The 21,584-nt window shown below is 39.6% G+C and carries 16 protein-coding genes; 7 read left to right on the top strand and 9 right to left on the bottom strand.

Annotation, left to right across the window (positions count from 1 at the left end):
* The first annotated feature begins 77 nt into the window (after positions 1–77).
* The 5 genes from CA2015_RS04420 to prfB all read left to right on the top strand — a co-directional run bounded on the left by CA2015_RS04420 (position 78) and on the right by prfB (position 4,291).
* Positions 78–794 (top strand): ABC transporter ATP-binding protein, encoded by a 717-nt coding sequence (locus CA2015_RS04420; protein ID WP_048640806.1) that lies wholly within the window; start codon positions 78–80, stop codon positions 792–794.
* 16 nt (positions 795–810) lie between these two features.
* Positions 811–1,359 carry a cob(I)yrinic acid a,c-diamide adenosyltransferase gene (locus tag CA2015_RS04415; protein ID WP_048640805.1) on the top strand — a complete coding sequence of 183 codons (549 nt, stop codon included), beginning with the start codon at positions 811–813 and terminating at the stop codon, positions 1,357–1,359.
* 6 nt (positions 1,360–1,365) lie between these two features.
* Positions 1,366–2,433: a branched-chain amino acid aminotransferase gene (locus CA2015_RS04410; protein WP_048640804.1), complete on the top strand. Its 1,068-nt coding sequence runs from the start codon at positions 1,366–1,368 to the stop codon at positions 2,431–2,433.
* 38 nt (positions 2,434–2,471) lie between these two features.
* Positions 2,472–2,987, top strand: coding sequence for a hypothetical protein (locus CA2015_RS04405; RefSeq protein WP_048640803.1), 516 nt, complete (start codon positions 2,472–2,474; stop codon positions 2,985–2,987).
* A 199-nt stretch (positions 2,988–3,186) separates the two neighbouring features.
* Positions 3,187–4,291 (top strand): peptide chain release factor 2 gene (gene prfB, locus CA2015_RS04400; RefSeq protein WP_157470306.1). Its coding sequence is split into 2 segments (ribosomal slippage): positions 3,187–3,246 and positions 3,248–4,291, totalling 1,104 coding nucleotides; the frame shifts between segments, so codons are not numbered across the junction.
* Positions 4,292–4,378: 87 nt separating this feature from the next.
* Here prfB and CA2015_RS04395 read toward each other — a convergent pair.
* The 7 genes from CA2015_RS04395 to CA2015_RS04365 all read right to left on the bottom strand — a co-directional run bounded on the left by CA2015_RS04395 (position 4,379) and on the right by CA2015_RS04365 (position 14,454).
* Positions 4,379–6,520: a c-type cytochrome domain-containing protein gene (locus CA2015_RS04395; RefSeq protein WP_048640801.1), complete on the bottom strand. Its 2,142-nt coding sequence runs from the start codon at positions 6,518–6,520 to the stop codon at positions 4,379–4,381.
* A gap of 38 nt (positions 6,521–6,558) precedes the next feature.
* Positions 6,559–8,016, bottom strand: coding sequence for a DUF1501 domain-containing protein (locus CA2015_RS04390; RefSeq protein ID WP_048644350.1), 1,458 nt, complete (start codon positions 8,014–8,016; stop codon positions 6,559–6,561).
* Position 8,017: 1 nt separating this feature from the next.
* Positions 8,018–10,333 carry a PSD1 and planctomycete cytochrome C domain-containing protein gene (locus CA2015_RS04385; protein ID WP_048644349.1) on the bottom strand — a complete coding sequence of 772 codons (2,316 nt, stop codon included), beginning with the start codon at positions 10,331–10,333 and terminating at the stop codon, positions 8,018–8,020.
* Positions 10,334–10,918: 585 nt separating this feature from the next.
* Positions 10,919–12,271 carry an acetyl-CoA carboxylase biotin carboxylase subunit gene (accC, locus tag CA2015_RS04380; protein ID WP_048640800.1) on the bottom strand — a complete coding sequence of 451 codons (1,353 nt, stop codon included), beginning with the start codon at positions 12,269–12,271 and terminating at the stop codon, positions 10,919–10,921.
* 29 nt (positions 12,272–12,300) lie between these two features.
* Positions 12,301–12,759: an acetyl-CoA carboxylase biotin carboxyl carrier protein gene (gene accB, locus CA2015_RS04375; protein ID WP_048644348.1), complete on the bottom strand. Its 459-nt coding sequence runs from the start codon at positions 12,757–12,759 to the stop codon at positions 12,301–12,303.
* Positions 12,760–12,871: 112 nt separating this feature from the next.
* Complete coding sequence (gene efp, locus CA2015_RS04370; protein ID WP_048640799.1) at positions 12,872–13,435, bottom strand: elongation factor P; 564 nt, start codon at positions 13,433–13,435, stop codon at positions 12,872–12,874.
* A 17-nt stretch (positions 13,436–13,452) separates the two neighbouring features.
* Complete coding sequence (locus CA2015_RS04365) at positions 13,453–14,454, bottom strand: beta-ketoacyl-ACP synthase III (RefSeq protein ID WP_048640798.1); 1,002 nt, start codon at positions 14,452–14,454, stop codon at positions 13,453–13,455.
* Positions 14,455–14,936: 482 nt separating this feature from the next.
* On the opposite strand from CA2015_RS04365, the gene CA2015_RS04360 reads away from it, so the two are divergent.
* Both CA2015_RS04360 and CA2015_RS04355 read left to right on the top strand, forming a co-directional pair.
* On the top strand, positions 14,937–15,395 hold the full coding sequence (locus tag CA2015_RS04360; protein ID WP_048640797.1) for a (2Fe-2S)-binding protein: 459 nt from the start codon (positions 14,937–14,939) through the stop codon (positions 15,393–15,395).
* The gene (locus tag CA2015_RS04355; RefSeq protein ID WP_048640796.1) at positions 15,395–17,527 is read left to right on the top strand and encodes a xanthine dehydrogenase family protein molybdopterin-binding subunit; all 2,133 of its coding nucleotides are present in this window, start codon (positions 15,395–15,397) and stop codon (positions 17,525–17,527) included. Before CA2015_RS04360 ends, CA2015_RS04355 begins: the two co-directional genes overlap by 1 nt.
* A gap of 19 nt (positions 17,528–17,546) precedes the next feature.
* Here the strand turns inward: CA2015_RS04355 and hslU are convergent, their stop codons facing one another.
* Entirely contained in the window at positions 17,547–18,929 is a 1,383-nt protein-coding gene (hslU, locus tag CA2015_RS04350) for an ATP-dependent protease ATPase subunit HslU (protein ID WP_048640795.1), read from the bottom strand.
* A gap of 12 nt (positions 18,930–18,941) precedes the next feature.
* The gene (gene lon, locus CA2015_RS04345; protein ID WP_048640794.1) at positions 18,942–21,428 is read right to left on the bottom strand and encodes an endopeptidase La; all 2,487 of its coding nucleotides are present in this window, start codon (positions 21,426–21,428) and stop codon (positions 18,942–18,944) included.
* Positions 21,429–21,584: the final 156 nt, after the last annotated feature.

The following is a 21,584-nucleotide window of genomic DNA, read 5'->3' as shown; positions in this document are numbered from 1 at the left end:
TCCTTTGGTATAATTTAACAGGTTGAATTCCTGTTTTTGAGCAATATACCCTATCTTCACATTCTAAATCCCAAATTATGCCAGAAATCATTAAAACCAAAGAAATACGTAAAGTATACAGAATGGGAACCGAGGAAGTCAAAGCACTCAAATCGGTGAGCATTAGTGTAAACAGGGGAGAGTATGTGGCTTTTATGGGGCCTTCCGGATCTGGAAAGTCTACTTTAATGAACATTATTGGCTGTTTAGATACACCTAGTTCGGGGCAATATATCTTGAATAGCAAAGATGTGAGTGACATGAGTGAAGATGAGCTGGCAGAGATAAGGAACAAAGAAATCGGTTTCGTATTTCAGACTTTCAATTTGTTACCGCGGGCAACTTGTTTAGAAAATGTGGCCTTACCTTTGATTTACGCAGGGTTTAATAAAGCAGATAGAGAAGAAAAGGCTTTTCTTTCCTTAAAAAGTGTTGGCTTAGATGATAGGATTCATCACAAGCCCAATGAACTTTCTGGTGGGCAAAGACAAAGAGTAGCTATTGCCCGAGCTTTAGTAAATGATCCTAGTATCATTTTGGCAGATGAACCAACGGGTAATTTGGATAGTAAAACCTCCTATGAAATAATGGACCTTTTCCATGTTTTGCATCAGAAAGGAAACACCATTATAATGGTTACACATGAGGATGATATTGCGCATTATGCGCACCGAGTAATTCGGCTTAGGGATGGGCTGGTAGAGTCTGATGAAAGAAATCCCAACCCAACTGTTATAGATAAAACGGTTATTTGAAATCAAAAAGAATTAAATGAAAATATACACCAAAACGGGAGATAAAGGCAAAACATCCCTTTTTGGGGGTACCAGAGTGAATAAATCTCATTTGAGAATTGACGCTTATGGTAATGTTGATGAATTAAATGCAAATGTAGGTTTACTGAGAGATCAGGTAAAGAATGAAAAGATCTCCGGGGTTTTGTACAAAGTTCAGGACAGGCTATTTGTAATAGGAGCGATCTTGGCTTGTGATCCTGATAAGAAAGGAATGAAGCTTCCTGAATTTAATGAGGAAGATGTTCATTTTCTAGAATTAGAGATTGACAGAATGGAGGCAAATCTTCAGCCTTTAAAGAATTTTATCATTCCAGGAGGTCATCCAGTAGTTTCTTCGGCACATATTGCACGGACAGTATGTAGGAGAGCGGAAAGGTCAATGGTGTTGTTGTCGGAAAATTCTCAAGTGGATGTAGTATTATTGGAATATGTCAATAGGCTTTCAGATTATTTGTTTGTTCTAGGAAGGCAATTGGCAAAAGATTTAAATGTAAATGAAATCACCTGGCATGCAGGTGCGTAAATAATTATGGATAAAACATTAAACATAGATATAATTAAGTCATCAACATCAAAATTGGAAACCACTAATTTTGATGAGCTTTCATTTGGACAGACCATTAGTGATCACATGTTTGTGGCGGACTATATAGATGGTGCTTGGCAAAACCTAAAAGTTGTGCCTTATGCTCCTCTACAGCTTAATCCAGCTAATGCAACCTTGCATTATGGCCAATCTGTCTTTGAGGGAATGAAAGCATATCGAAATGAACAAGGGGAGATCTTGGTTTTCAGAGGTGATGCCAATCAGCAGAGATTAAATGAATCTGCGAAGAGAATGTGTATTCCTGAATTGCCTAAGGAAATTTTTATGGAGGGAATGCGTAGCTTATTAGAAGTGGATAGAGAATGGGTACCTAAGCAAACAGGATGTTCTCTGTATCTCCGTCCCTTTATATTTGCAGCAGATGATTACTTGGGCATTAGACCATCAAAAAAATATAAATTTATGATCTTGGCTTCTCCTGTAGGGAAGTATTATGCGAAACCTGTTGCCGTGAAGGTAGAAACCAGATTCGCAAGAGCCATAGAAGGAGGAACAGGAGCAGCAAAGGCAGCAGGTAATTATGCCGGCTCACTCTATCCAGCATTGAAAGCCCAAAAAGATGGCTATGACCAACTTTTGTGGACAGATGGAAAGACCCATCAGTATATCGAAGAAAGTGGAACCATGAACGTCATGTTTGTTATAGATGGGGTGTTGATTACAGCGCCTACTACCACTGGCACTATTCTTAAAGGCATTACTAGGGACAGTGTTTTAACCTTGGCCAAAGAGATGGGAATGCCTGTTGAAGAGCGATTCTTAACAGTCATTGAACTTGAAGAAGCACTCAATTCCGGGAAATTGGAAGAGGCATTTGGAACAGGGACCGCAGCAACAGTCGCATTTATAAGATTAATAAATATTCATGGCAAAGATTATGAATTGCCTGAAGTTTCAGAAGATGCATTTTCTGTTCAGATCTTGGAGGGCCTCGACAATATCAAATATGGCAAAGTTCCAGATAAGTACAACTGGATAATGAAGTATTAATCCTTGTCAATTTAAGTCTTGTGAATATTGTTTAGCTTATGAAAGTCCTTATCAGGGCCCTATTGTTTTTAAGTCTGATTTCCTTAGGCCAAGGGACAGTATTAGCTCAGAATTACCTGATCTTGCAAAAAGGTGCTAACGAAAAATCACGTATTACCTATGAGGTGGGAGATGAATTTATCTATTTGCAAGAAGGGAATGATTACTATATCAAAGATGTGATTCGTGAAATTGATAGAGACTATATTGCTTTGAAAGAGAATGTTCTAAGCTTGAAGCAAATTAAAGCCATAGACATTAGAGATAAAGATGAGCGAAATCAAACCCTAGCTAATTTAACCTTGCTGCCAATAGCAGGAGGCACCTTGTTGATGCTGGCAGGTGGGATAAATAGTCTGGCTGCGGATGGTGGAATCCATTACAGTACAGGTGTTTGGACGACTTCGGCAGCCTTGATAGGTGCCGGGATATTGATAAAAAGCCTGAGGTACAAGAAATTTAAAGTAGGGAAGAAGAAAAAGATAATGGTCATCACCGTTGAGGCTTCAGAATAGACTAAAACATTATGATTCTCACATTGCCCTTGGGAGAAGAATCTAAATTACATTATTGTAAGAGAAGGGTTTGGCTTTAAACCCTAATTCCCCATAGCTGCTTATAAGTGTTTACCTTTTTCAATCCAATGAATTAAATTGGTTATTTAGTAGTAATTCAGCAAATTTGCATTTTAAATAAATAAATAAATAAAACATTATGACATCAGATCAATTGAAAGATTTGAAGGCCCGAGTAACGGCCTTGAGGAGGTATCTTTGACTACGATCGTAAGAAATCAGAAATAGAAGAGTTTGAAGCCATTTCATCACAACCGGGTTTTTGGACCGATACTGAAGAGGCAGAAAAAGTAATGAAGCAGATCCAAGCGCGTAAAGCCTGGACTTCTCAGTACGAAACCATAGATACAGGCGTCCAGGATTTGGAAGTGCTATTTGAGTTTTATAATGCAGGAGAAGTTTCGGCAGAAGAATTGGATATTGAATTCGATAAAAACCTCAAACTAGTTGAGGACCTGGAATTAAAGAAGATGCTCAGTGGAGAAGAGGACCAACTTAGTGCTATGTTGGAAATTAATCCTGGTGCCGGTGGTACTGAAAGCAATGACTGGGCCTCAATTCTTCTCCGTATGTACATCATGTGGGGAGAGAAAAATGGTTATAAGGTGAGAGAAGTAGATCTTCAAGAAGGTGAGGTTGCAGGGATAAAATCTGCTACTCTGGAATTTGAAGGGCCGCTAGCATATGGGTTTTTGAAATCAGAAAGTGGTGTTCACCGATTGGTCAGGATTTCTCCATTTGATAGTGGAGGGAGAAGGCATACATCTTTTGCCTCTGTTTATGCTTACCCTGTAGTAGATGATACCATCAATATAGATATTAGCCCTGCTGATATTGAATTGCATACATCGCGTTCAGGTGGTGCTGGGGGGCAAAATGTAAATAAAGTTGAGACGAAAGTACAACTTACGCACAAGCCTACGGGCATAGTGGTAGTATGCCAGATAGAGCGTTCTCAATTAGCGAATAGGGAGAAGGCCATGCAAATGTTGAAATCCCGGTTGTATCAACTGGAGATGGAAAAAAGAAATGCAGAAAGAGCCAAGGTAGAATCAGGGAAAATGAGGATAGATTTTGGTTCACAAATCAGGAACTATGTTCTGCATCCTTACAAATTAGTAAAAGATGCACGTACCGGACATGAAACTTCAGATGTTCAAGCGGTTTTAGATGGAGGACTAAATGAATTTATTAAATCCTATCTATTGGCCCAAAGTGAAGAAGAAGTTAAAGATAAAGATTAAAAAAAAGCCTGAATTTTCAGGCTTTTTTTTATCCATTTAGGAAGAAAAGCTGGTAGCAATTACGATTTGGATTAACGATCACTGTCGTTAATTAAGTACGATTTCATCTACCATTAGATAGGCTTTTTGTCCTGAAGAATTATGCCAAGAAGGTAATTTATCTACTGGACTGGCTACTATTTTTAAATGTTGTATTCCATTTTCTGAATAAGGAATTTCAACCTGTCTCAAAAAAGAAGGGGAATTTTTTTCAAGTGCTTGTGGACGGAAAGTTTTTGAAAGTTTCCAGTTTTGACTAGCATCAGGTCTTGTCCATATTTCTACCTCTTTTGGAGGGAAGAACCTTGATCCTATGTTTTGCCATAGAGAGATAGCCATTGATGAAATATCGGTTGGTTCTTTGAATTCCATTTCCACTTCTAGAGGATTGTTTAAAAAACCCAACCAGTTTAGATTCCATACATCTGGTATGGCTTTCTTTTTGTCGAAAAGGCTTTCTTTACCATCCCCTTTATACCTATCCTCTGGTAGATGAAGCATCTGAAAGGAAGTTGGGCTTATGGTAGCCCTGATAAATTCAGCTTCTGAAACGGTACTGCCTATCCAACCCTCTGCAAAGGCTCGGGCTTTAATGGTTATGTTTTCTTTTATTTCAAGAGGCTTTTCATAAAGCATGAAATTACTACTATCGGGTTCACTACCATCCAAGGTGTAATAGATGCTTGTGGTACCAATAGGATGGGTGAGTTTAACTTCAAGTTTATCTTTAAAAAAGGCTTTGTCAAAACGAATTACTGGTGGGTTTAACATCAGTAAGGTTGACTTTTCCTCTGTACCTATTTCAATGGTGGTTTGAGGCAAGGCAGCTATTAGTTTTTCCAGTGATTCTTTAGAAAGTCCTGTATTCCAAAGAAAAAGCTTTTTAACATTCTTAAGCTTGGATATAGGTTCTATAGCCTCATCAGTTAAATTATTTCCAGCCAGAGAAAGTAAAGAAAGATTCTCCAGACCCATCAATGCCTGCAAACCCTCACCTTTGATATCGGTAAAGTTCAAATACAGTTTTTCAAGGTTAGGGAATGCACTAAGTGAAGCCAAATCCTCATCCTTCACAGGCATGTTATTTAAATTAATGGAGATTGTTTGCACTTTGACTTCGGAAAGCTCCTTCAGGGAGTTAGGATCAAAGTTCGCCCGGCCAAAATAACTAATAGATAGGGCAGGGGATTCTATTCCTAGAGGCTGTATTTTGCGGTAGAAATTATTAAGGGCCTCAATTTTTTCATCAGAAACTGCAGCAAATTCATAGACTTTTGGAGCTGTAGAAAATTTTTCAACTGCCAGTTTATAAATGCTGCTGGTATCAGGCAGTGCCATAACTTTCTCATCAATAATGGCTCCGGAACTAATCCAAGCCTCCAGAATTAATCTTTCCTCTTCGGTAAGCTGGGGCTTGCCTTCAGGAGGCATGTGTTCTTCATCCTCTTCAGGTAGGTTTATTCGGTGAGCCATTAGGCTGTTTTCTAAGTCAAAAGGCTCAACGGCTGGTCCGGATTCACCACCTTTTAATAAATTCTCAGGGGTATCCATTCTTAGTTCCCCTTTTTGCTTGGATGCTTTGTGACAGCTAAGGCATTTATTTTCAATAATTGGATAGATCAAGTGAGGGAAAACCTCTGCTTCTTCCAAGCTTACCATCACTACTTCATTATTTTCAATAGGTGCAGTGATGAAATTTTCACCATGAGTAATTGATGCACCTAAATGTCCTGAAACGATAACTATCAAAGCTAGGAATGATGCACCGACTTTAATTACCAACTGCTTTTGACTGTCGATAAAATAATAAAGTAAGGAAGAACCCCAGAAGATCCCCAAACCGGTCCACTTGTGCCAAAAAAGCGCCTCTTTCGCGTACCCTGTTTCATGAGACAGTAATAGTCCGGCAATTACGGTAAAGCCAGCTGTAAGTGCTCCAAGTAGCAATAGGTCTGTCCCGTATTCTCTGCTGTCTTCCTTTTTGGGGAGGAATTCGGGAATGCCTACAAGTAAAACAGCCAATAAAATGATTACAATTGGAAAATGCAGTAGAAGTGGATGCATTCTACCAAATACATGAAGCCAGTCAGGAATCAATACCCTGCTTTCTGCAAGCACTAAGAACAATACAAAGACATTTACAGCAAAAAGCACCTGAGCCAGAATGGACTTCAATTTTGATGTTAACATAGATGGGGAAATAGATTTTTTACTTCGGGTTAAAATTGTTAGGCCATAAGACCATTGACTATATTTCCGGCAACATCTGTAAGCCGGTATCTTCTTCCCTGATGTCTAAAGGTGAGTTTCTCGTGTTCCACGCCCAGTAAGTGTAACATGGTGGCATGAAAATCATGAACGTGTACCGGATCCTTGACAATGTTGTAACCAAATTCATCAGTCTCTCCATAGGTGACGCCTGGTTTTATTCCACCACCTGCCATCCACATCGAAAAAGCCCTTGGGTGATGGTCTCTTCCGTAGTTGTCAGCTGAAAATCTTCCTTGACAGTAATTGGTTCGGCCAAACTCTCCTCCCCAAATGACCAAGGTTTCATCCAATAAGCCTCTTTGCTTTAGATCTGTAATTAAGGCAGCGGATGCCTGATCTGTATCCTTGGCTTGTAATGCCATCTCATTAGGGAGGTTGCCATGTTGATCCCAGCCTTGGTGATAAAGCTGCACAAATCTGACGCCATTTTCGGACAATTTTCTAGCTAGCAGGCAGTTGGCCGCATAGGTACCGGAAACCAGACACTCAGGACCATATAGTTTTACAATGCTGTCTGGTTCTTTACTTACGTCAGTGACTTCAGGAACAGCTGTTTGCATCCGGTAAGCCATCTCATATTGTTGAATTTTGGCACTGATTTCAGGATCGCCGAATGATTGGTAATTTATTTGATTAAGTGCTGAAATTTTATCCAGCATCCTCCTTCTATCCATTTTGCTCATACCTTCTGGGTCATTGAGGTATAGCACAGGGTCATCACCGCTAGAAAATTGAACACCTTGGTGAACTGATTCCAAAAAACCATTTGTCCATAGCTTAGAGTAAACCCCTTGTCCATTCCCTTTGCCTCTTGATAAGAGCACACAGAAACTAGGTAAATTATTATTCTCACTTCCAAGGCCATAGCTAAGCCATGCACCCATACTAGGTCGGTTCCCTACCTGTGCACCTGTTTGGAAGAAAGTAAGGGCAGGATCATGGTTAATAGCTTCTGTATGCATGGATTTTACTATACAGATGTCATCTACAATCTTAGCCGTATGAGGAAAAAGATCACTTACCCAAGCCCCAGATTTCCCATATTGCTTAAATCCATAAGCAGAACCAACCAATGGAAAGGACGATTGTCCGGCAGTCATACCGGTCAGACGCTGTCCCTGTCGAATCGAATCGGGAAGTTCTTCTCCAATTCTTTTGTTAAGCATGGGTTTGTAATCGAAAGATTCTAATTGGCTCGGAGCTCCGTTTTGAAACATATAAATAACTCTTTTCGCTTTGGGTGCGAAATGAGGGATGCTTGCCATTAATTTGTCCGTGTCCAGTTGGGGTTGGCCATTAAATAAATCTGGTATTAAAAGAGATCCCAAGGCCACACTTCCTAAGCCCAGACTTAACTTAGATAGGAATTTCCTCCTATTTTCATTCAATCCATTTTCTACAATTTCTTTTTCCATATCAGGTTTTGGTAATCGCTTCTTCAACATTGTATATAGCCACCAATACTTGCATAAGGGCAGCCGTTTCGGGGGTGTCGCTAAATTGATCCAAAGGAAACTCTCCAGCTTTCACCGTTTCTAAAATTGTTTCAGGCTTTTGCTTGAATCTTTTTAGTTCTTCTTGATGGTACTCTATCAAAAGGGCCAACTCTTCTTCTTTTGGAGCTCTACATATGATTTTGAAAAAAGCCTCTTTTATTGCTTCATCATCTTCTTTTCCCTCCCTTATTAAGTTATTGGCAAGGACACGTGATGCCTCAAGGATCAATGGATCATTGAGCATGGCCAATGCCTGTAAGGGTGTGTTGGTTCTGTTTCTTGTTACTTCACATACGTCCCTATTGCTTCCATCGAAAATGATTGGTTTAGGTGGGGGAGATGTAAGCTTGATAAAGGTGTACAAGCCTCTTCTGTAAAGGTCATTTCCTATGTCTTGTCGATATTCTGCCAATTCTCCTCTACCCGAAGTAGCTGCTTCCCATAAACCCTCAGGCTGGTAAGGTTTGACACTGGGACCGCCGATCTCATCGGATATAAGCCCGCTGCTGGCTAGTACTAAGTCACGAATGTGTTCGGCATTTAGTCTTATCCTTGGATATCTGGCCAAATAAAAGTTGTCCGGATCTGCCTCTATTTTGTTTTTATCCACCGTAGCTGACTGTTGGTAAGTGGCTGAACTCAATATTTTTTTAATTAAGTACTTGACGTCCCAGCCACTTTCCCGGAAATCAACAGCTAGCCAATCCAGTAATTCCGGATGTGTAGGTAATTTTCCCTGCATACCGAAATCACCTGCAGATCTCACTATTCCTGCGCCAAAAAACTCCTGCCACATCAAGTTGACAAATACCCTTGCCGTTAATGGATTATCCTCAGCAAATGTCCATTGGGCTAAACCCAGTCGGTTTTTGGGGTATTTGTTTTCATCAAATTTGAGAATGGCCTCAGGGGTGGATGGGGTAACCATAGTGGTAGGCTGATCGTAAATGCCTCTATCCAATATGTAGGTTTGTCTTAACGTGTCTTTGAAATCATCCATAACCGAAACCATAATTTTGCTGGTGTCCTGATGATTAACAAAATCTAATATTCCTTCCAAATCCTCTTTTTCTACCCACATTATAGGGTGTTTAGCTGGTTTGGATACGCTTACATCTCCTTCATAGCCTTGCTCAGGAGTATTGTTGAAAAAAGAATACATTTGAAAATAATTCTCCTGAGAGATTGGATCATATTTGTGGTCATGACACTGTGCGCATTCTACAGTCATACCAATTATAGCTTTGCTAAAAGTATTGGTTTTGTCTAGAATGTATTCCACCCGGTATTCTTCTGGTATTACTCCACCTTCCTCAGTGTATTTATGGTTCCTATTAAATGCGGTTGCCAAGATTTGTTCTTTGTTTGCATTCGGCAACAAATCTCCGGCTAGCTGCCAGGTTATAAATGTGTCGTAAGGTAGGTTTTTGTTGAAAGCATGGATGACCCAGTCCCTGTAAGGCCACTGTGTTCTGATATTATCGTCTTGGTAGCCATAAGAATCTGAATACCTTGCAATGTCCATCCACAATACAGCCATCCTTTCTCCAAAAGAGGGTTTACTAAGTAGCTTATCTATGATTTTTTCTGTTGCATTTTCAGAATCGTCGGCTTCATAAGAACGCATCAGTTCCATGGTCGGAGGTAATCCGGTAAGGTCCAGACTTAGCCTTTTGAGAAGAAGCATTTTATCAGCAGGTTCATTTGGTTTGAGGCCCAGTTGGTCCAATTTGGCCAATACAAAATGGTCTATTTCATTGTTTGCCCATTCAGCATTTGAGGTTTTGGGGAGTGGACTTTTTGTGGGAGGAACAAATGCCCAGTGTGGTTCATATTTAGCTCCTTGCTTGATCCATTTTTTAATGGTTTCAATCTCTGTAGCACTAAGTTTAAGATTAGATTCTGGAGGAGGCATCATCTCAGAAGCATCCGTCGATTCAATTCTTGCAACAATTTCTGATTTTGCCGGATTTCCCGGCACTATGGCATGTGCTCCGGGATTTTCTTTAAGTGCGGCGTACGCACTTTCCTCACTGTCAAGCCTTAAACCTGACTCGCGTTTGTTTTCATCAGGTCCATGACAAGCAAAACAGTTGTCTGACAAAATAGGTCTAACGTGAAAATTATAACTGACCTGATCTCCAGATGTCAGTACATCAGCTTCTGATGCTTTTTCTGAACATGAGGTAAAAATTAAAATCGATACTAGAAGTATTTGGGTTAAGTGCCTAAGCATATGTTTTCTTGGCTTGCTTAAATTGTTAATAATGAACAATTTCATAATTTAAAGCTAAATATACAAGCAATAATTAGAATTCTACTTGATTGGTAATACAAGAAAATATTATTCCAAAAAAACCGTATAATCACATTTAAAAATTGGGTAAAAAGTGATCTTAGCCATTAAGTTAATAGTTGTATAAGCGGAAATGGCTAAGCTAGGAATAAACTTCTGGTTAGGGTTTAGGAAAAGTAAATAGGTCTCATTTTGGGGAAATTTAGTATCTTAAATCCTAAATATGCAATAGACAATCTATTACGTGCTGAAATCGCTTCAAAATCAGCCGTTTCGTTGCTGTTTTCAATTTCACCATAGCGGTGCTATGCTTAATTTTCCAAACAGCCTGGTTTTCTTACGATAGTCACCCAACCTATGAACACTGGACAGGCGTTACCCATTGACTTTTGTCAGGACGGAGAAATCCTATTACATAATCCGGGTTTAATTGCAGTGAATTATAGTCTGGGATAAATAAAAAAAGGAGAAGTTTTACCTTCTCCTTTTTCAGTGGTGTATTCAATTTATATTGTTTTAGTCTTTTTAGGATTTTTTCACCTTTGAAAAATCAAAGTCTTCCAGAAATTTCGTAGTGAAATTACCTGCATTAAATTCAGGGTCTTCAAGTAAAGCCAAGTGGAAAGGAATGGTGGTTTTGATACCATCGATCACAAACTCTTCCAGAGCTCTTTTCATCCTAACAATAACCTCTTGTCTAGATTGAGCACTTACGATAAGCTTAGCAATCATAGAATCATAGTTGGGAGGAATAACATAACCGGCATAAACATGACTGTCGATTCGTACTCCTTTGCCTCCAGGGAGGTGAAGATTTACGATTTTCCCTGGGCTCGGTCTGAATCCATTAGAAGGGTCTTCCGCATTGATACGGCACTCCATGGCGTATAATTTAGGGAAGTAATTTTTCCCACTTATTTTTTCACCAGCAGCTACCTTGATTTGTTCTTTGATCAAATCAAAATCAGTTACTTCTTCTGTGATCGGATGTTCTACCTGTATTCTGGTATTCATCTCCATAAAGTAAAAGTCCCTGTTTTTGTCCACCAAAAACTCTATGGTACCTGCACCCTCGTAGCCTATGGCTTCTGCACCTTTGATGGCGGCAGTTCCCATTTTTTCTCTCAACTCATCAGTGATAAATGGAGAAGGGGTTTCTTCTACTAATTTTTGATGCCGCCTTTGAATAGAACAGTCTCTTTCAGATAAATGACACGCTTTGCCAGAAGAATCACCTATGATCTGAATTTCAATATGTCTTGGTTCTTCGACAAATTTTTCAAGGTACAATCCGTCATTACCAAATGCTGCTGCAGATTCCTGACGTGCATCGTCCCAAGCTTTCTTGAATCCAGAAGGGTCTTTTACTATACGCATGCCTCTACCGCCACCGCCAGCTGTAGCTTTAAGAATAACTGGATAACCAATTTTTTCCGCCAAAGGAAGTCCTTGTTCGATGGACTCTAATAAGCCTTCAGACCCAGGGATAGTAGGTACTCCTGCTGCGGCCATGGTGGCTTTGGCAGTGGCTTTATCCCCCATTTGGTTGATCATTTCCGGACTGGCTCCAATAAATTTTATATTGTATTCCTCACAAATTCGAGAAAATTCAGCATTCTCAGAAAGAAAACCATAGCCGGGATGAATGGCATCTGCATTAGTTATTTCTGCAGCTGCAATAATTCTAGGGATGTTTAAATAAGAATCTTTACTAGCCGGTGCGCCTATGCATACTGCCTCATCGGCAAAGCGTACATGCAAGCTGTCCTTATCAGCAGTGGAATAGACAGCGACAGTTTTTACTCCCATTTCCTTACAGGTTCGAATGATCCTTAAGGCAATTTCTCCCCTGTTTGCTATTAATATTTTATTAAACACTATATAAAGTCGATTTGGTTAGAAAACAATCAATTCTGAGGTTCAACCAAAAACAGAGGTTGGTCATATTCTACTGGAGATGCATCATCTACCAAAATCTTTACGATTTTACCTGAAACTTCAGACTCCACTTCGTTGAAAAGTTTCATTGCTTCAATGATACAAACAGGCTGTCCTTTTTGGATAGAATCACCCACGTTTACAAAGAATTCAGCATCTGGATTCGGTGACCTATAGAAGGTTCCTATCATAGGAGACTTTACTTCGAGAAGGTTTTGTGCAGCGGGGCTCGCTTCGGTAGGGGCTGGTGGCGCTACTTGCGTTGGAGCCTGAGTATATTGCGGGGTAATATTTTCTGATGGTTTTGCTGCTGGAGCTTCCGAGTTCTTTTTGATGGAAAGCTTGAACTCGTCCGTCTCTATTTTGACCTCTGCTAGTCCGGAATTGGAAATAAAGTCAATTAATTCTTGTATTTCTTTTGCTTTCATAAATCTATTTCTTTGAGAATGACCTGTCTTATGGTCACCCTGTTTCAAATATACTTGATTTTAACTAAAGTAAAACTATGTAAATTAATGAATAATTTTAGTGTTAAAAGGATTATTTCACTCTTTCTGAGTAGGAACCATCACGTGTATCTACCTTAATCATAATGTCCTGATCAACAAATAATGGGACCATTACGACTGCGCCGGTTTCTAGTGTGGCTGGCTTTAATGTGTTTGTGGCGGTATCTCCCTTGATGCCAGGTTCGGTGTAAGTTACCATTAATTCTACAAATGCAGGAAGTTCGACACCTAGTGGGGTCTCGGTTTCATCGTGGATAAGGATGTCTACCATTTGTCCTTCTTTCAACAATTCAGGCCTTTCAATTAACTTTTCTTCAATTGGGATTTGTTCGAAAGTTTCAGTGTCCATGAAGTGATAGCCCATGTCATCATTATAAATGTACTGATGTGGTCTTTTTTCCACCCGAGCCGTTGTGACCTTTTCGCCAGAATTGAATGTCTTATCCAGCACTTTTCCGCTAGTAAGACTTTTTAGTTTAGTTCTAACGAATGCTGGACCTTTTCCAGGTTTTACATGTTGAAACTCAACGATTGTCATGATGTCATGATTGAACACCAGGCAGAGGCCATTTTTGAAATCAGCAGTACTTGCCATATTTGCTTTGTTTTTGGTTAAACGCTTTTTGGGTCATATCCCCACTTTAAATATACTGCTCCCCAGGTAAATCCACCTCCGAAAGCAGCTAAAATAAGATTGTCTCCCTTCCTTAGCTTAGATTCATAATCCCATAAGCACAGTGGTAGAGTGCCAGCTGTAGTGTTGCCATATTTTTCAATGTTCAACATTACCTTTTCAGAACCAATCCCCATTCTTTTAGAGGTAGCGTCAATTATTCTCTTATTCGCTTGATGAGGTACTAGCCAAGCGATATCATCAGCAGTCAAATTGTTTTTCTTCATTATTTCAGCACTTACCTCTGCCATATTGGTCACCGCAAATTTAAATACCGTAGAGCCCTCCTGAAAAACGAAGTGTTCTCTGGCAGTAACTGAGGCGATCGAAGCAGGCTTTTTGCTGCCTCCTGCCTCTATACGAAGGTAATCTGCACCCGATCCGTCAGTGTGCAGCATCGAGTCCATGACGCCAAGTGGTTCTTCAGTAGGTTCAAGCAAAACAGCTCCACCGCCATCACCGAAGATAATACAAGTTGTACGGTCCTGGTAATTTACAATAGAGGACATTTTATCTGCACCTATAATGATTACCTTTTTATGCGCGCCCGTTTCAATAAACTGACTACCCATAGTTAAGGCGTATAAAAACCCAGAACAAGCCGCAGAAATATCAAAACTGTAGCAGTTTTTAGCACCCACGTTATGGGCGATGATATTGGCTGTAGCGGGAAATAACATGTCTGGTGTTACGGTTGCACAGATAATCAAGTCGATATCTTCTGGATTTGTATTGGTTTTTTCCAATAAACCTTTAACTGCTGCTGTGCCTATGACTGAAGTGCCTTGATTCTCCCCTTTTAAAATTCTCCTTTCTTTGATACCTGTACGACTGGTAATCCATTCGTCATTAGTATCTACCATGGTTTCCAGTTCTTTGTTGTCAAGTACATAATCGGGTACCCAGCCATGCACTCCTGTAATAACAGCTCTTTTTTTCATCTGATTGGTTCTAGTCTCACATTGGAAACGGGTTGTCCTGTCTTTCGTGCGATTTTTTTATGAAAGTTAATTAGGGCAAATTCCCTATTAATTTATACTGTTTTTGTTAGAAGGTGTCTACAGTATTAAAATTTCGAATCCCAAAATTATTTAAAATGTACTTGTCCACCAAAGAATTCAAGAATATGTGAAAAATAAATAATGATGAAAATCAATATTTTAACCCATATTAGGCATTAAAGTTTCTTGGAATCAGACTTGGTTTTAACCGATATGCTATGTAACAATCAGTAAAACAGTGGGTTGTGGTATTGGTGAATAATGCGTTAAGTCTAAGTGGAATAATGCCAACAGGTTGGCTGATTTAGAATGACTTTAGCAGATTTATGGTTTATTCGGATTTTACAGATTCAATTTGTAGTTTGTGTACAGGGATAAAAAGCCTTAAATTATGAGGGAGTTGAATTGTACCAGTTTATATAATGAAAATCAATATAAATAATAAAGAATATTTGGTGGATGTCGCCAATAACCCTAGCCTGTTGGAAGTCCTTAGAGACCAATTGGATTTCACAGGTACCAAATATGGTTGTGGTGAAGGAGCTTGTGGCGCGTGTAAAGTTTTAGTCAATGAAAACCCCACGCCCGCATGTATTACACCTGTGACTTCTGTCGCAGGTAAAAAGGTTACAACCATAGAAGGGTTGGAGGTCAATGGAGAACTTCATGCAGTACAAAAGATTTTGCTGGAAGAAGATGTCTTTCAGTGTAGTTACTGCGCCCCAGGTATGATCCTATCTGCTGTGGCTTTATTGAAAAAACGTCCGAATGCCAATGAGAAAGAATTGATAGATGGGTTGAATGGAAACATCTGTCGATGTTGTACCTATCCTGCTATAATCAATGCACTCAAGAAATTGAGTCAAAACAATAGTGAATAATGAAATTGAAGGTGAATAAAATGCAATCCTCAGGTAATAAAAATTCCAAAAAGCTTGCTGGTAAAATTACCAGAAGAAGCTTTTTTAAGTATTTGGGAGCAGGATTTGCTACCTATATGGTTTGGTCCGATGTTTTAGTCGCTTCGGCCTTATCTACCAATGAAAATCCAACTGCATTTCCTGATCAGGATCTTATAGGGTCTTGGATTCACATCTCACCCATTGGTCAGATTACGGTTTTCACAGGGAAGGTAGAAATTGGCCAAAATATTAGAACTTCCTTAAGTCAGGTGGTGGCCGAAGAACTGTCAGTTCGTCCTGATGCTATAAATATGGTCATGGGTGACACTGCCTTGACTCCGTACGATAGAGGTACCTATGGAAGCTTAACTACCCTCCAGATTTCTCCCATATTGAGAATTATGGCCGCTAACCTAAGGCATCTTTTGATGGAGGAAGCAAAAAAGACTTGGGGCATTGCCTCTTCAAACTTAATGTTGAAGGGAGGAATGGTAATTGATCCCAAAACTAACAAAAAGCTGGGATTTGGTGATTTGGTAAATGGAAAGTCTCTTTTGAAAAAGGTGGACAATAACATTAAACCTATAGCTCCGGAGAAATGGAAGATAGCGGGGCAGTCTATTTCCAAAATTAATGGCAGGGATTTTATTACGGGTAAACACCGATACGTTTCTGATCTGGTTTTGCCAGGGATGGTCTTCGGAAGAGTATTGCGCCCACCTTTTTATGGGGCAAAATTACTTTCGGTTGATACCAGTGCTGCAGAAAAAATACCAAGTGTTGAGGTGGTAAAGGATGGTGATTTTATTGGTGTAACTGCAGCGAGCACATTGACCGCCGCAGTGGCTTTGGCCTTAATTGACAGTACTTGGGAGCAAAGCCCAACTACTGAACGGTCTGAGCTTTTTGAACAATTGGTAAAATCTGCCTCTGAGAAGAAAAAGGTAAATAAGGAAGTGAAAATTGCCTATGATCGTGGCGATATAAAGATCAATCAACGTTTTGAAATTGATTATATAGCCCACGTTCCTTTAGAAACCAGAGCAAGCTTAGCATCTTGGGATAAAGGATACCTGGAAGTTTGGGCCGGAACACAACGACCCTTTGGCCTGCATGAAGAATTGCAGAAATCCTTTGACCTAGCCGTTGATAAAATTCGTGTCCATGTACCTGATACTGGGTCTGGATATGGAGGTAAGCAAACGAGTGAAGTAGGACTTGAAGCAGCAAGGTTGTCTAAACATGTCGGCAAGCCTGTGAAAGTTTGCTGGACCAGAGAGGAAGAGTTTAAATGGGCTTATTTTAGACCTGCCGGAGTAGTTGAGTTGAAGGCATCTTTGACCAATGGTAAAGTTTCTTCCTGGGAATTTCACAATTATAACTCAGGATCAGCAGGTATAGATTTTCCTTATACCTCAGCCAATAAACACCTTGAATACCATCGTTCATCCTCTCCCTTAAGACAGGGGTCTTATAGGGCTTTGTCCTCTACGGCTAATGTTTTTGCAATGGAATCAATGGTGAATGACCTGGCCATAGAATCTTGTGAAGATCCAGTACAATTCAGGTTAAAAAATTTAGAAAATCCAAGGTTAAAAGCTGTAATCAAAGCAGCAGCCCAATTCTTTGAATGGGGAAGGCTTAAGAATCAAGAAAATATAGGGCATGGGATGGCCTGTGGGACGGTAAAAGGAGGCTTTGTAGCCACCTTTGTTGAGGTAGAAGTGGCGCAACCGAGTAGGGAATTGATTATTCGTAATGTGGTAACAGCATTTGAATGCGGGGTGATCATCAATCCAAGGCATTTAGAAAGCCAGGTAACCGGCTGCGTTCTCCAAGGCTTGGGTGGAGCGCTTTTTGAGGCAGTAGATTTTAAGGAAGGAAAGCTTACCAATGCCAGCCTGATTTCCTACAGGGTGCCAAGGTTTAGTGATGTTCCGAAAATGAAAGTTATATTATTGGATAGAAAGGATTTGCCATCATCTGGAGCAGGGGAAGCTCCAATTGTATGCATAGCACCAGCTTTAAGAAATGCTATTGATGATGCCTCAGGTGTTAAGCTTTATAATTTACCTATGTTGCCATCAGGTACTGTTCCTGACAATACCTGATGGCATTATAAATATTACATTACAATATGTACTGTGAAAGGTCCCTGTTTTTCACAAGGGAATTTAGCCTTTCATTGACTAGCTCTTTTGTAATCATGATCTTGCTATTGGGCCCGATGCTGTCCGGAACTTCGAACAGGAAGTCGTTTAGCAAATGACTCATGACTGTATGAAGCCTTCTGGCACCAATATTCTCAACTTCTTCGTTAATACTAAAAGCGATAGTTGCAATTTCCTGAATGGCCTCATCAGTATACTCCAGATAGACTTCTTCAGCTTCAAACAAAGCTTGATATTGTTTTGTCAATGCGTTTTTCGGATCTTTTAAGATCTTGTAAAAGTCTTCCTGGGTAAGGCTTGTCAATTCCACTCTGATAGGAAATCTACCTTGCAATTCAGGGATAAGGTCAGATGGTTTGCTTACATGGAAAGCTCCTGCTGCTATAAACAATACATGATCTGTGTTAACCAAACCATATTTGGTATTGACTGCACTTCCTTCAACAATAGGCAACAAATCACGTTGCACACCTTCCCTGCTTACATCAGGTCCACTTGATTTGCTGGAACCAGAGGCAATTTTATCTATTTCATCGATAAAAATTATCCCGTTGTTTTCTGTAAGCTTTATGGCTTGTTCCTTTACTTCATCAAAATCTATTAGCTTAGAAGCTTCTTCTTCCATTAAGATCTTCCTTGCTTCAGCTATGGTTACCTTTCGCTTTTTAGTGCGTTTTGGCATCATATTACTTAGCATATCTTGAATTCCAGCCATGCTGGCTTCATCCATCATGCCATTTCCTACCATGCCAATACCTGCTGGAGAGGACTGTTTTACATTGATCTCGATCTTTCTGTCTTCCAGTTCTCCATTTTTCAGTTTCTCTTTAAACCTTTCGCGGGTTTTTTCATTGAGTTCCTGTTCGCTGGCATTGTCAGGATTGAAGTTTTCTTTTTGGTTTGATGTACTGAAACCAGTCCCTCTTACAGGTGGGATCAAAATATCAAGAAGTATGTCCTCTACGATTACAGCCGCTTTTTCCTTAACTTCTTCATTTTTTGTTTCCTTTACCAGAGTTACAGAATGTTCTACCAAATCCCTAACCATGGATTCAACATCTCTGCCGACATAACCCACTTCGGTGAATTTGGAAGCTTCTACTTTAGTGAAAGGAGCATTGGCGATTTTTGCCAGTCTACGCGCAATTTCAGTTTTACCAACTCCAGTAGAACCGATCATTAAAATGTTATTCGGAACAATATCCTTTTGAAGGTCAGATTTCACCATAAGTCGGCGAATTCGATTTCTCAATGCGATCGCTACATTTCTTTTGGCTTCCGTTTGGCCAATGATATATTTATCCAGTTCGGCAACAATTTGCCTTGGTGTTAAATGATTCATGTTTTCAATTCTTTACAATGCTTCAGATTTCTTCCCCTCTCCCTCGAAAGTAAACTTCACGGGATTAGATACTTTTTCTTCAAGAAGTGCTAATGCTAAAACTTCACTTACGTGATCAACAAAATGAAACCTAACACCTTTGAGGTAAGAGTCATCGATTTCTTCGATGTCTCTCTGATTCCTTTTACAAAGGATGATGTCTTCAATTCCAGCTCTTTTTGCTGCCAAGATCTTCTCTTTGATTCCACCTACGGGCATTACTTTACCCCTTAAAGTAATTTCCCCAGTCATTGCTAACTTGGATTTGACTTTTCTTTGGGTGTAGACTGAGGCTATTGCTGTAAGCATAGTGATTCCAGCAGACGGTCCATCCTTAGGGACGGCACCAGCAGGTACATGGATATGTAAATCATATTGATCAAAGACACGGTAATCTATGCCCATTATATCAGCATGAGATTTCAGGTAAGATATAGCGGTCATGGCTGATTCTTTCATGACATCACCTAGCTGTCCTGAAAGGGTAAGCTTTCCTTTTCCTTTACTGATACTTGCTTCAATAAATAAAATTTCTCCTCCAACAGAAGTCCAGGCAAGTCCTGTAACGACCCCAGCGATGGAATTGTCCTGATAAATTTCCTTATCGAATATTTCTCCACCAAGAATATTTCTAACTAAGGCAGGAGTGATTTTTTTCTGATAAGGCTCTTCCATTGCAATAGATTTAGCAATGTTTCTAATTACCTTACCTATTTGTCTTTCCAAGCTTCTTACACCAGATTCTCTTGTATAGTCCTCTATGATTTTAACCAATGCATCTTTGGCAAAAGTCACGTCTTTTGATTTTAGACCGTGTTCTCTTTTTTGTTTGGGGACCAAATGCTTTTTAGCAATTTCCACCTTTTCCTCCATAGTATAGCCTGTCACCTCTATGATTTCCATTCTGTCTCTTAGTGCAGGTTGTAGAGTTTCTAGGGTATTTGCTGTGGCAATAAAGAGTACTTTAGATAGATCGTAATCTACCTCTACAAAATTATCCACAAAAGCATTGTTTTGCTCAGGGTCTAAGACCTCCAAAAATGCTGATGAGGGATCTCCTCTAAAATCTGTGCTCAATTTATCTATTTCGTCCAAAACAAAAACAGGATTTGAGGACTTTCCCTTTTTCATGTTTTGAATAATTTTTCCAGGCATGGCACCAATATAGGTCTTTCTATGCCCTCTAATTTCTGATTCATCATGTAGTCCACCAAGGGACATTCTAACGTATTTTCTACCCAAAGCTTTGGCTATGGATTTGCCTAAAGAAGTCTTTCCTACGCCTGGAGGGCCATATAGACAAAGGATCGGACCTTTGAGGTCTTGTTTTAGTTTAAGTACTGCCAGGTATTCGATAATCCTGTCCTTTACCTTATCTAATCCGGAATGGTCTCTGTCCAGAATTTTCTTCGCTCGATTGAGATCGAAGTTGTCTGTAGTGAATTCGTTCCATGGAAGGTCTACCAACACTTCAGCATAATTGATAGCAATAGGGTATTCGGCCGTAGCAGGATTCATTCTAAGGATTTTATCCAATTCTTTATTGAATTGATTGGCTACTTCTTTTGGCCATTTTTTCTTTTTACCCCTTGCACGTAATTCTTCTACTTCTTTGTCAGGTCCTTCGTCACCTAATTCGGTTTGAAGGACTTTCATTTGCTGTCTTAAGAAGTAATCCCGCTGTTGCTGGTCAATATCAGTATGCACCTTTTTTTGAATCTCATTTTTGAGTTCAAGCATCTGAATGTCTTTCATCATGAATTCGAGCAGCAAGGTGGCTCTTTCTATGCCGTCATTGATTTCTAATAATTTTTGTTTGGAATCTACCGGTGCATTGATGTTTGATGAAAGAAAATGAGTAAGAAATGGTGTGCTGTCGATATTGTCAAGAGCTACCTGGGCTTCTCTTGGGATTTCTGGATTTAACTGTAGAATTTTAAAAGCCGATTCTTTGAGCGATTGCTCTAGGGCCTCTATCTTCTCATCATTTTTTGGAAAACTCTCATCCAGATAGGAAACCTTTGCCTGGAAATAAGGGTCTTCAGTTAATTCCTCATCAATTTTAAATCGTTTTTTACCCTGTATAATAATAGTTGTATTGCCATCAGGCAAAACGATCATTTTCACAATTTTGGCTAGTGTGCCAACATGATAAATGTCCTCCCAGGAAGGGTCTTCAATATTAGGGTTCCTTTGGGCACACACCCCTATAAGTTTATCTCCTTTCTGGGCTTTTTTTACCAGCTTTATTGACCGCTGTCTACCAACAGTGATTGGGATGACCACACCCGGAAACAATACCGTATTTCTTACCGAAAGTATGGGTATTTCATTTGCGTAATTTTCTTCCTTTATGCTGGTTTCATCATCTTCATCGGTGATTAATTGGATAAGGTCACCTTCTCCAGAAAAATCTCCCAACATTAGTGAATGATATAATTGATTGTCGTTATTGTTCATACAGACATTATGACAGGTGTTGTGCCATGTTATTTTATTGAAATAAGAAAAACGCCTATTAAATAGGGGGTTATACCTATATAGACCAAGGCCTATGCCAATTTATTTCTTTTTACAAATTGTCAGGTAATAAAAATTAGGAACAAATTGAAAATG

It is taken from the genome of Cyclobacterium amurskyense (genome assembly GCF_001050135.1).
Taxonomy (GTDB): domain Bacteria; phylum Bacteroidota; class Bacteroidia; order Cytophagales; family Cyclobacteriaceae; genus Cyclobacterium; species Cyclobacterium amurskyense.
The sequence above is the reverse complement of the archived record's forward strand: the minus strand, read 5'-3'. Positions and strand labels throughout refer to the sequence as shown.

Excerpts from the sequence above, each read along its gene's own strand:
- CA2015_RS04420 (WP_048640806.1), top strand. The coding sequence starts at position 78 with ATGCCAGAAATCATTAAAACCAAAGAAATACGTAAAGTATACAGAATG.
- CA2015_RS04415 (WP_048640805.1), top strand. The coding sequence starts at position 811 with ATGAAAATATACACCAAAACGGGAGATAAAGGCAAAACATCCCTTTTT.
- CA2015_RS04410 (WP_048640804.1), top strand. The coding sequence starts at position 1,366 with ATGGATAAAACATTAAACATAGATATAATTAAGTCATCAACATCAAAA.
- CA2015_RS04405 (WP_048640803.1), top strand. The coding sequence starts at position 2,472 with ATGAAAGTCCTTATCAGGGCCCTATTGTTTTTAAGTCTGATTTCCTTA.
- CA2015_RS04395 (WP_048640801.1), bottom strand. The coding sequence starts at position 6,520 with ATGTTAACATCAAAATTGAAGTCCATTCTGGCTCAGGTGCTTTTTGCT.
- CA2015_RS04390 (WP_048644350.1), bottom strand. The coding sequence starts at position 8,016 with ATGGAAAAAGAAATTGTAGAAAATGGATTGAATGAAAATAGGAGGAAA.
- CA2015_RS04385 (WP_048644349.1), bottom strand. The coding sequence starts at position 10,333 with ATGCTTAGGCACTTAACCCAAATACTTCTAGTATCGATTTTAATTTTT.
- accB (WP_048644348.1), bottom strand. The coding sequence starts at position 12,759 with ATGAAAGCAAAAGAAATACAAGAATTAATTGACTTTATTTCCAATTCC.
- efp (WP_048640799.1), bottom strand. The coding sequence starts at position 13,435 with ATGGCAAGTACTGCTGATTTCAAAAATGGCCTCTGCCTGGTGTTCAAT.
- CA2015_RS04365 (WP_048640798.1), bottom strand. The coding sequence starts at position 14,454 with ATGAAAAAAAGAGCTGTTATTACAGGAGTGCATGGCTGGGTACCCGAT.
- CA2015_RS04360 (WP_048640797.1), top strand. The coding sequence starts at position 14,937 with ATGAAAATCAATATAAATAATAAAGAATATTTGGTGGATGTCGCCAAT.
- CA2015_RS04355 (WP_048640796.1), top strand. The coding sequence starts at position 15,395 with ATGAAATTGAAGGTGAATAAAATGCAATCCTCAGGTAATAAAAATTCC.
- hslU (WP_048640795.1), bottom strand. The coding sequence starts at position 18,929 with ATGAATCATTTAACACCAAGGCAAATTGTTGCCGAACTGGATAAATAT.
- lon (WP_048640794.1), bottom strand. The coding sequence starts at position 21,428 with ATGAACAATAACGACAATCAATTATATCATTCACTAATGTTGGGAGAT.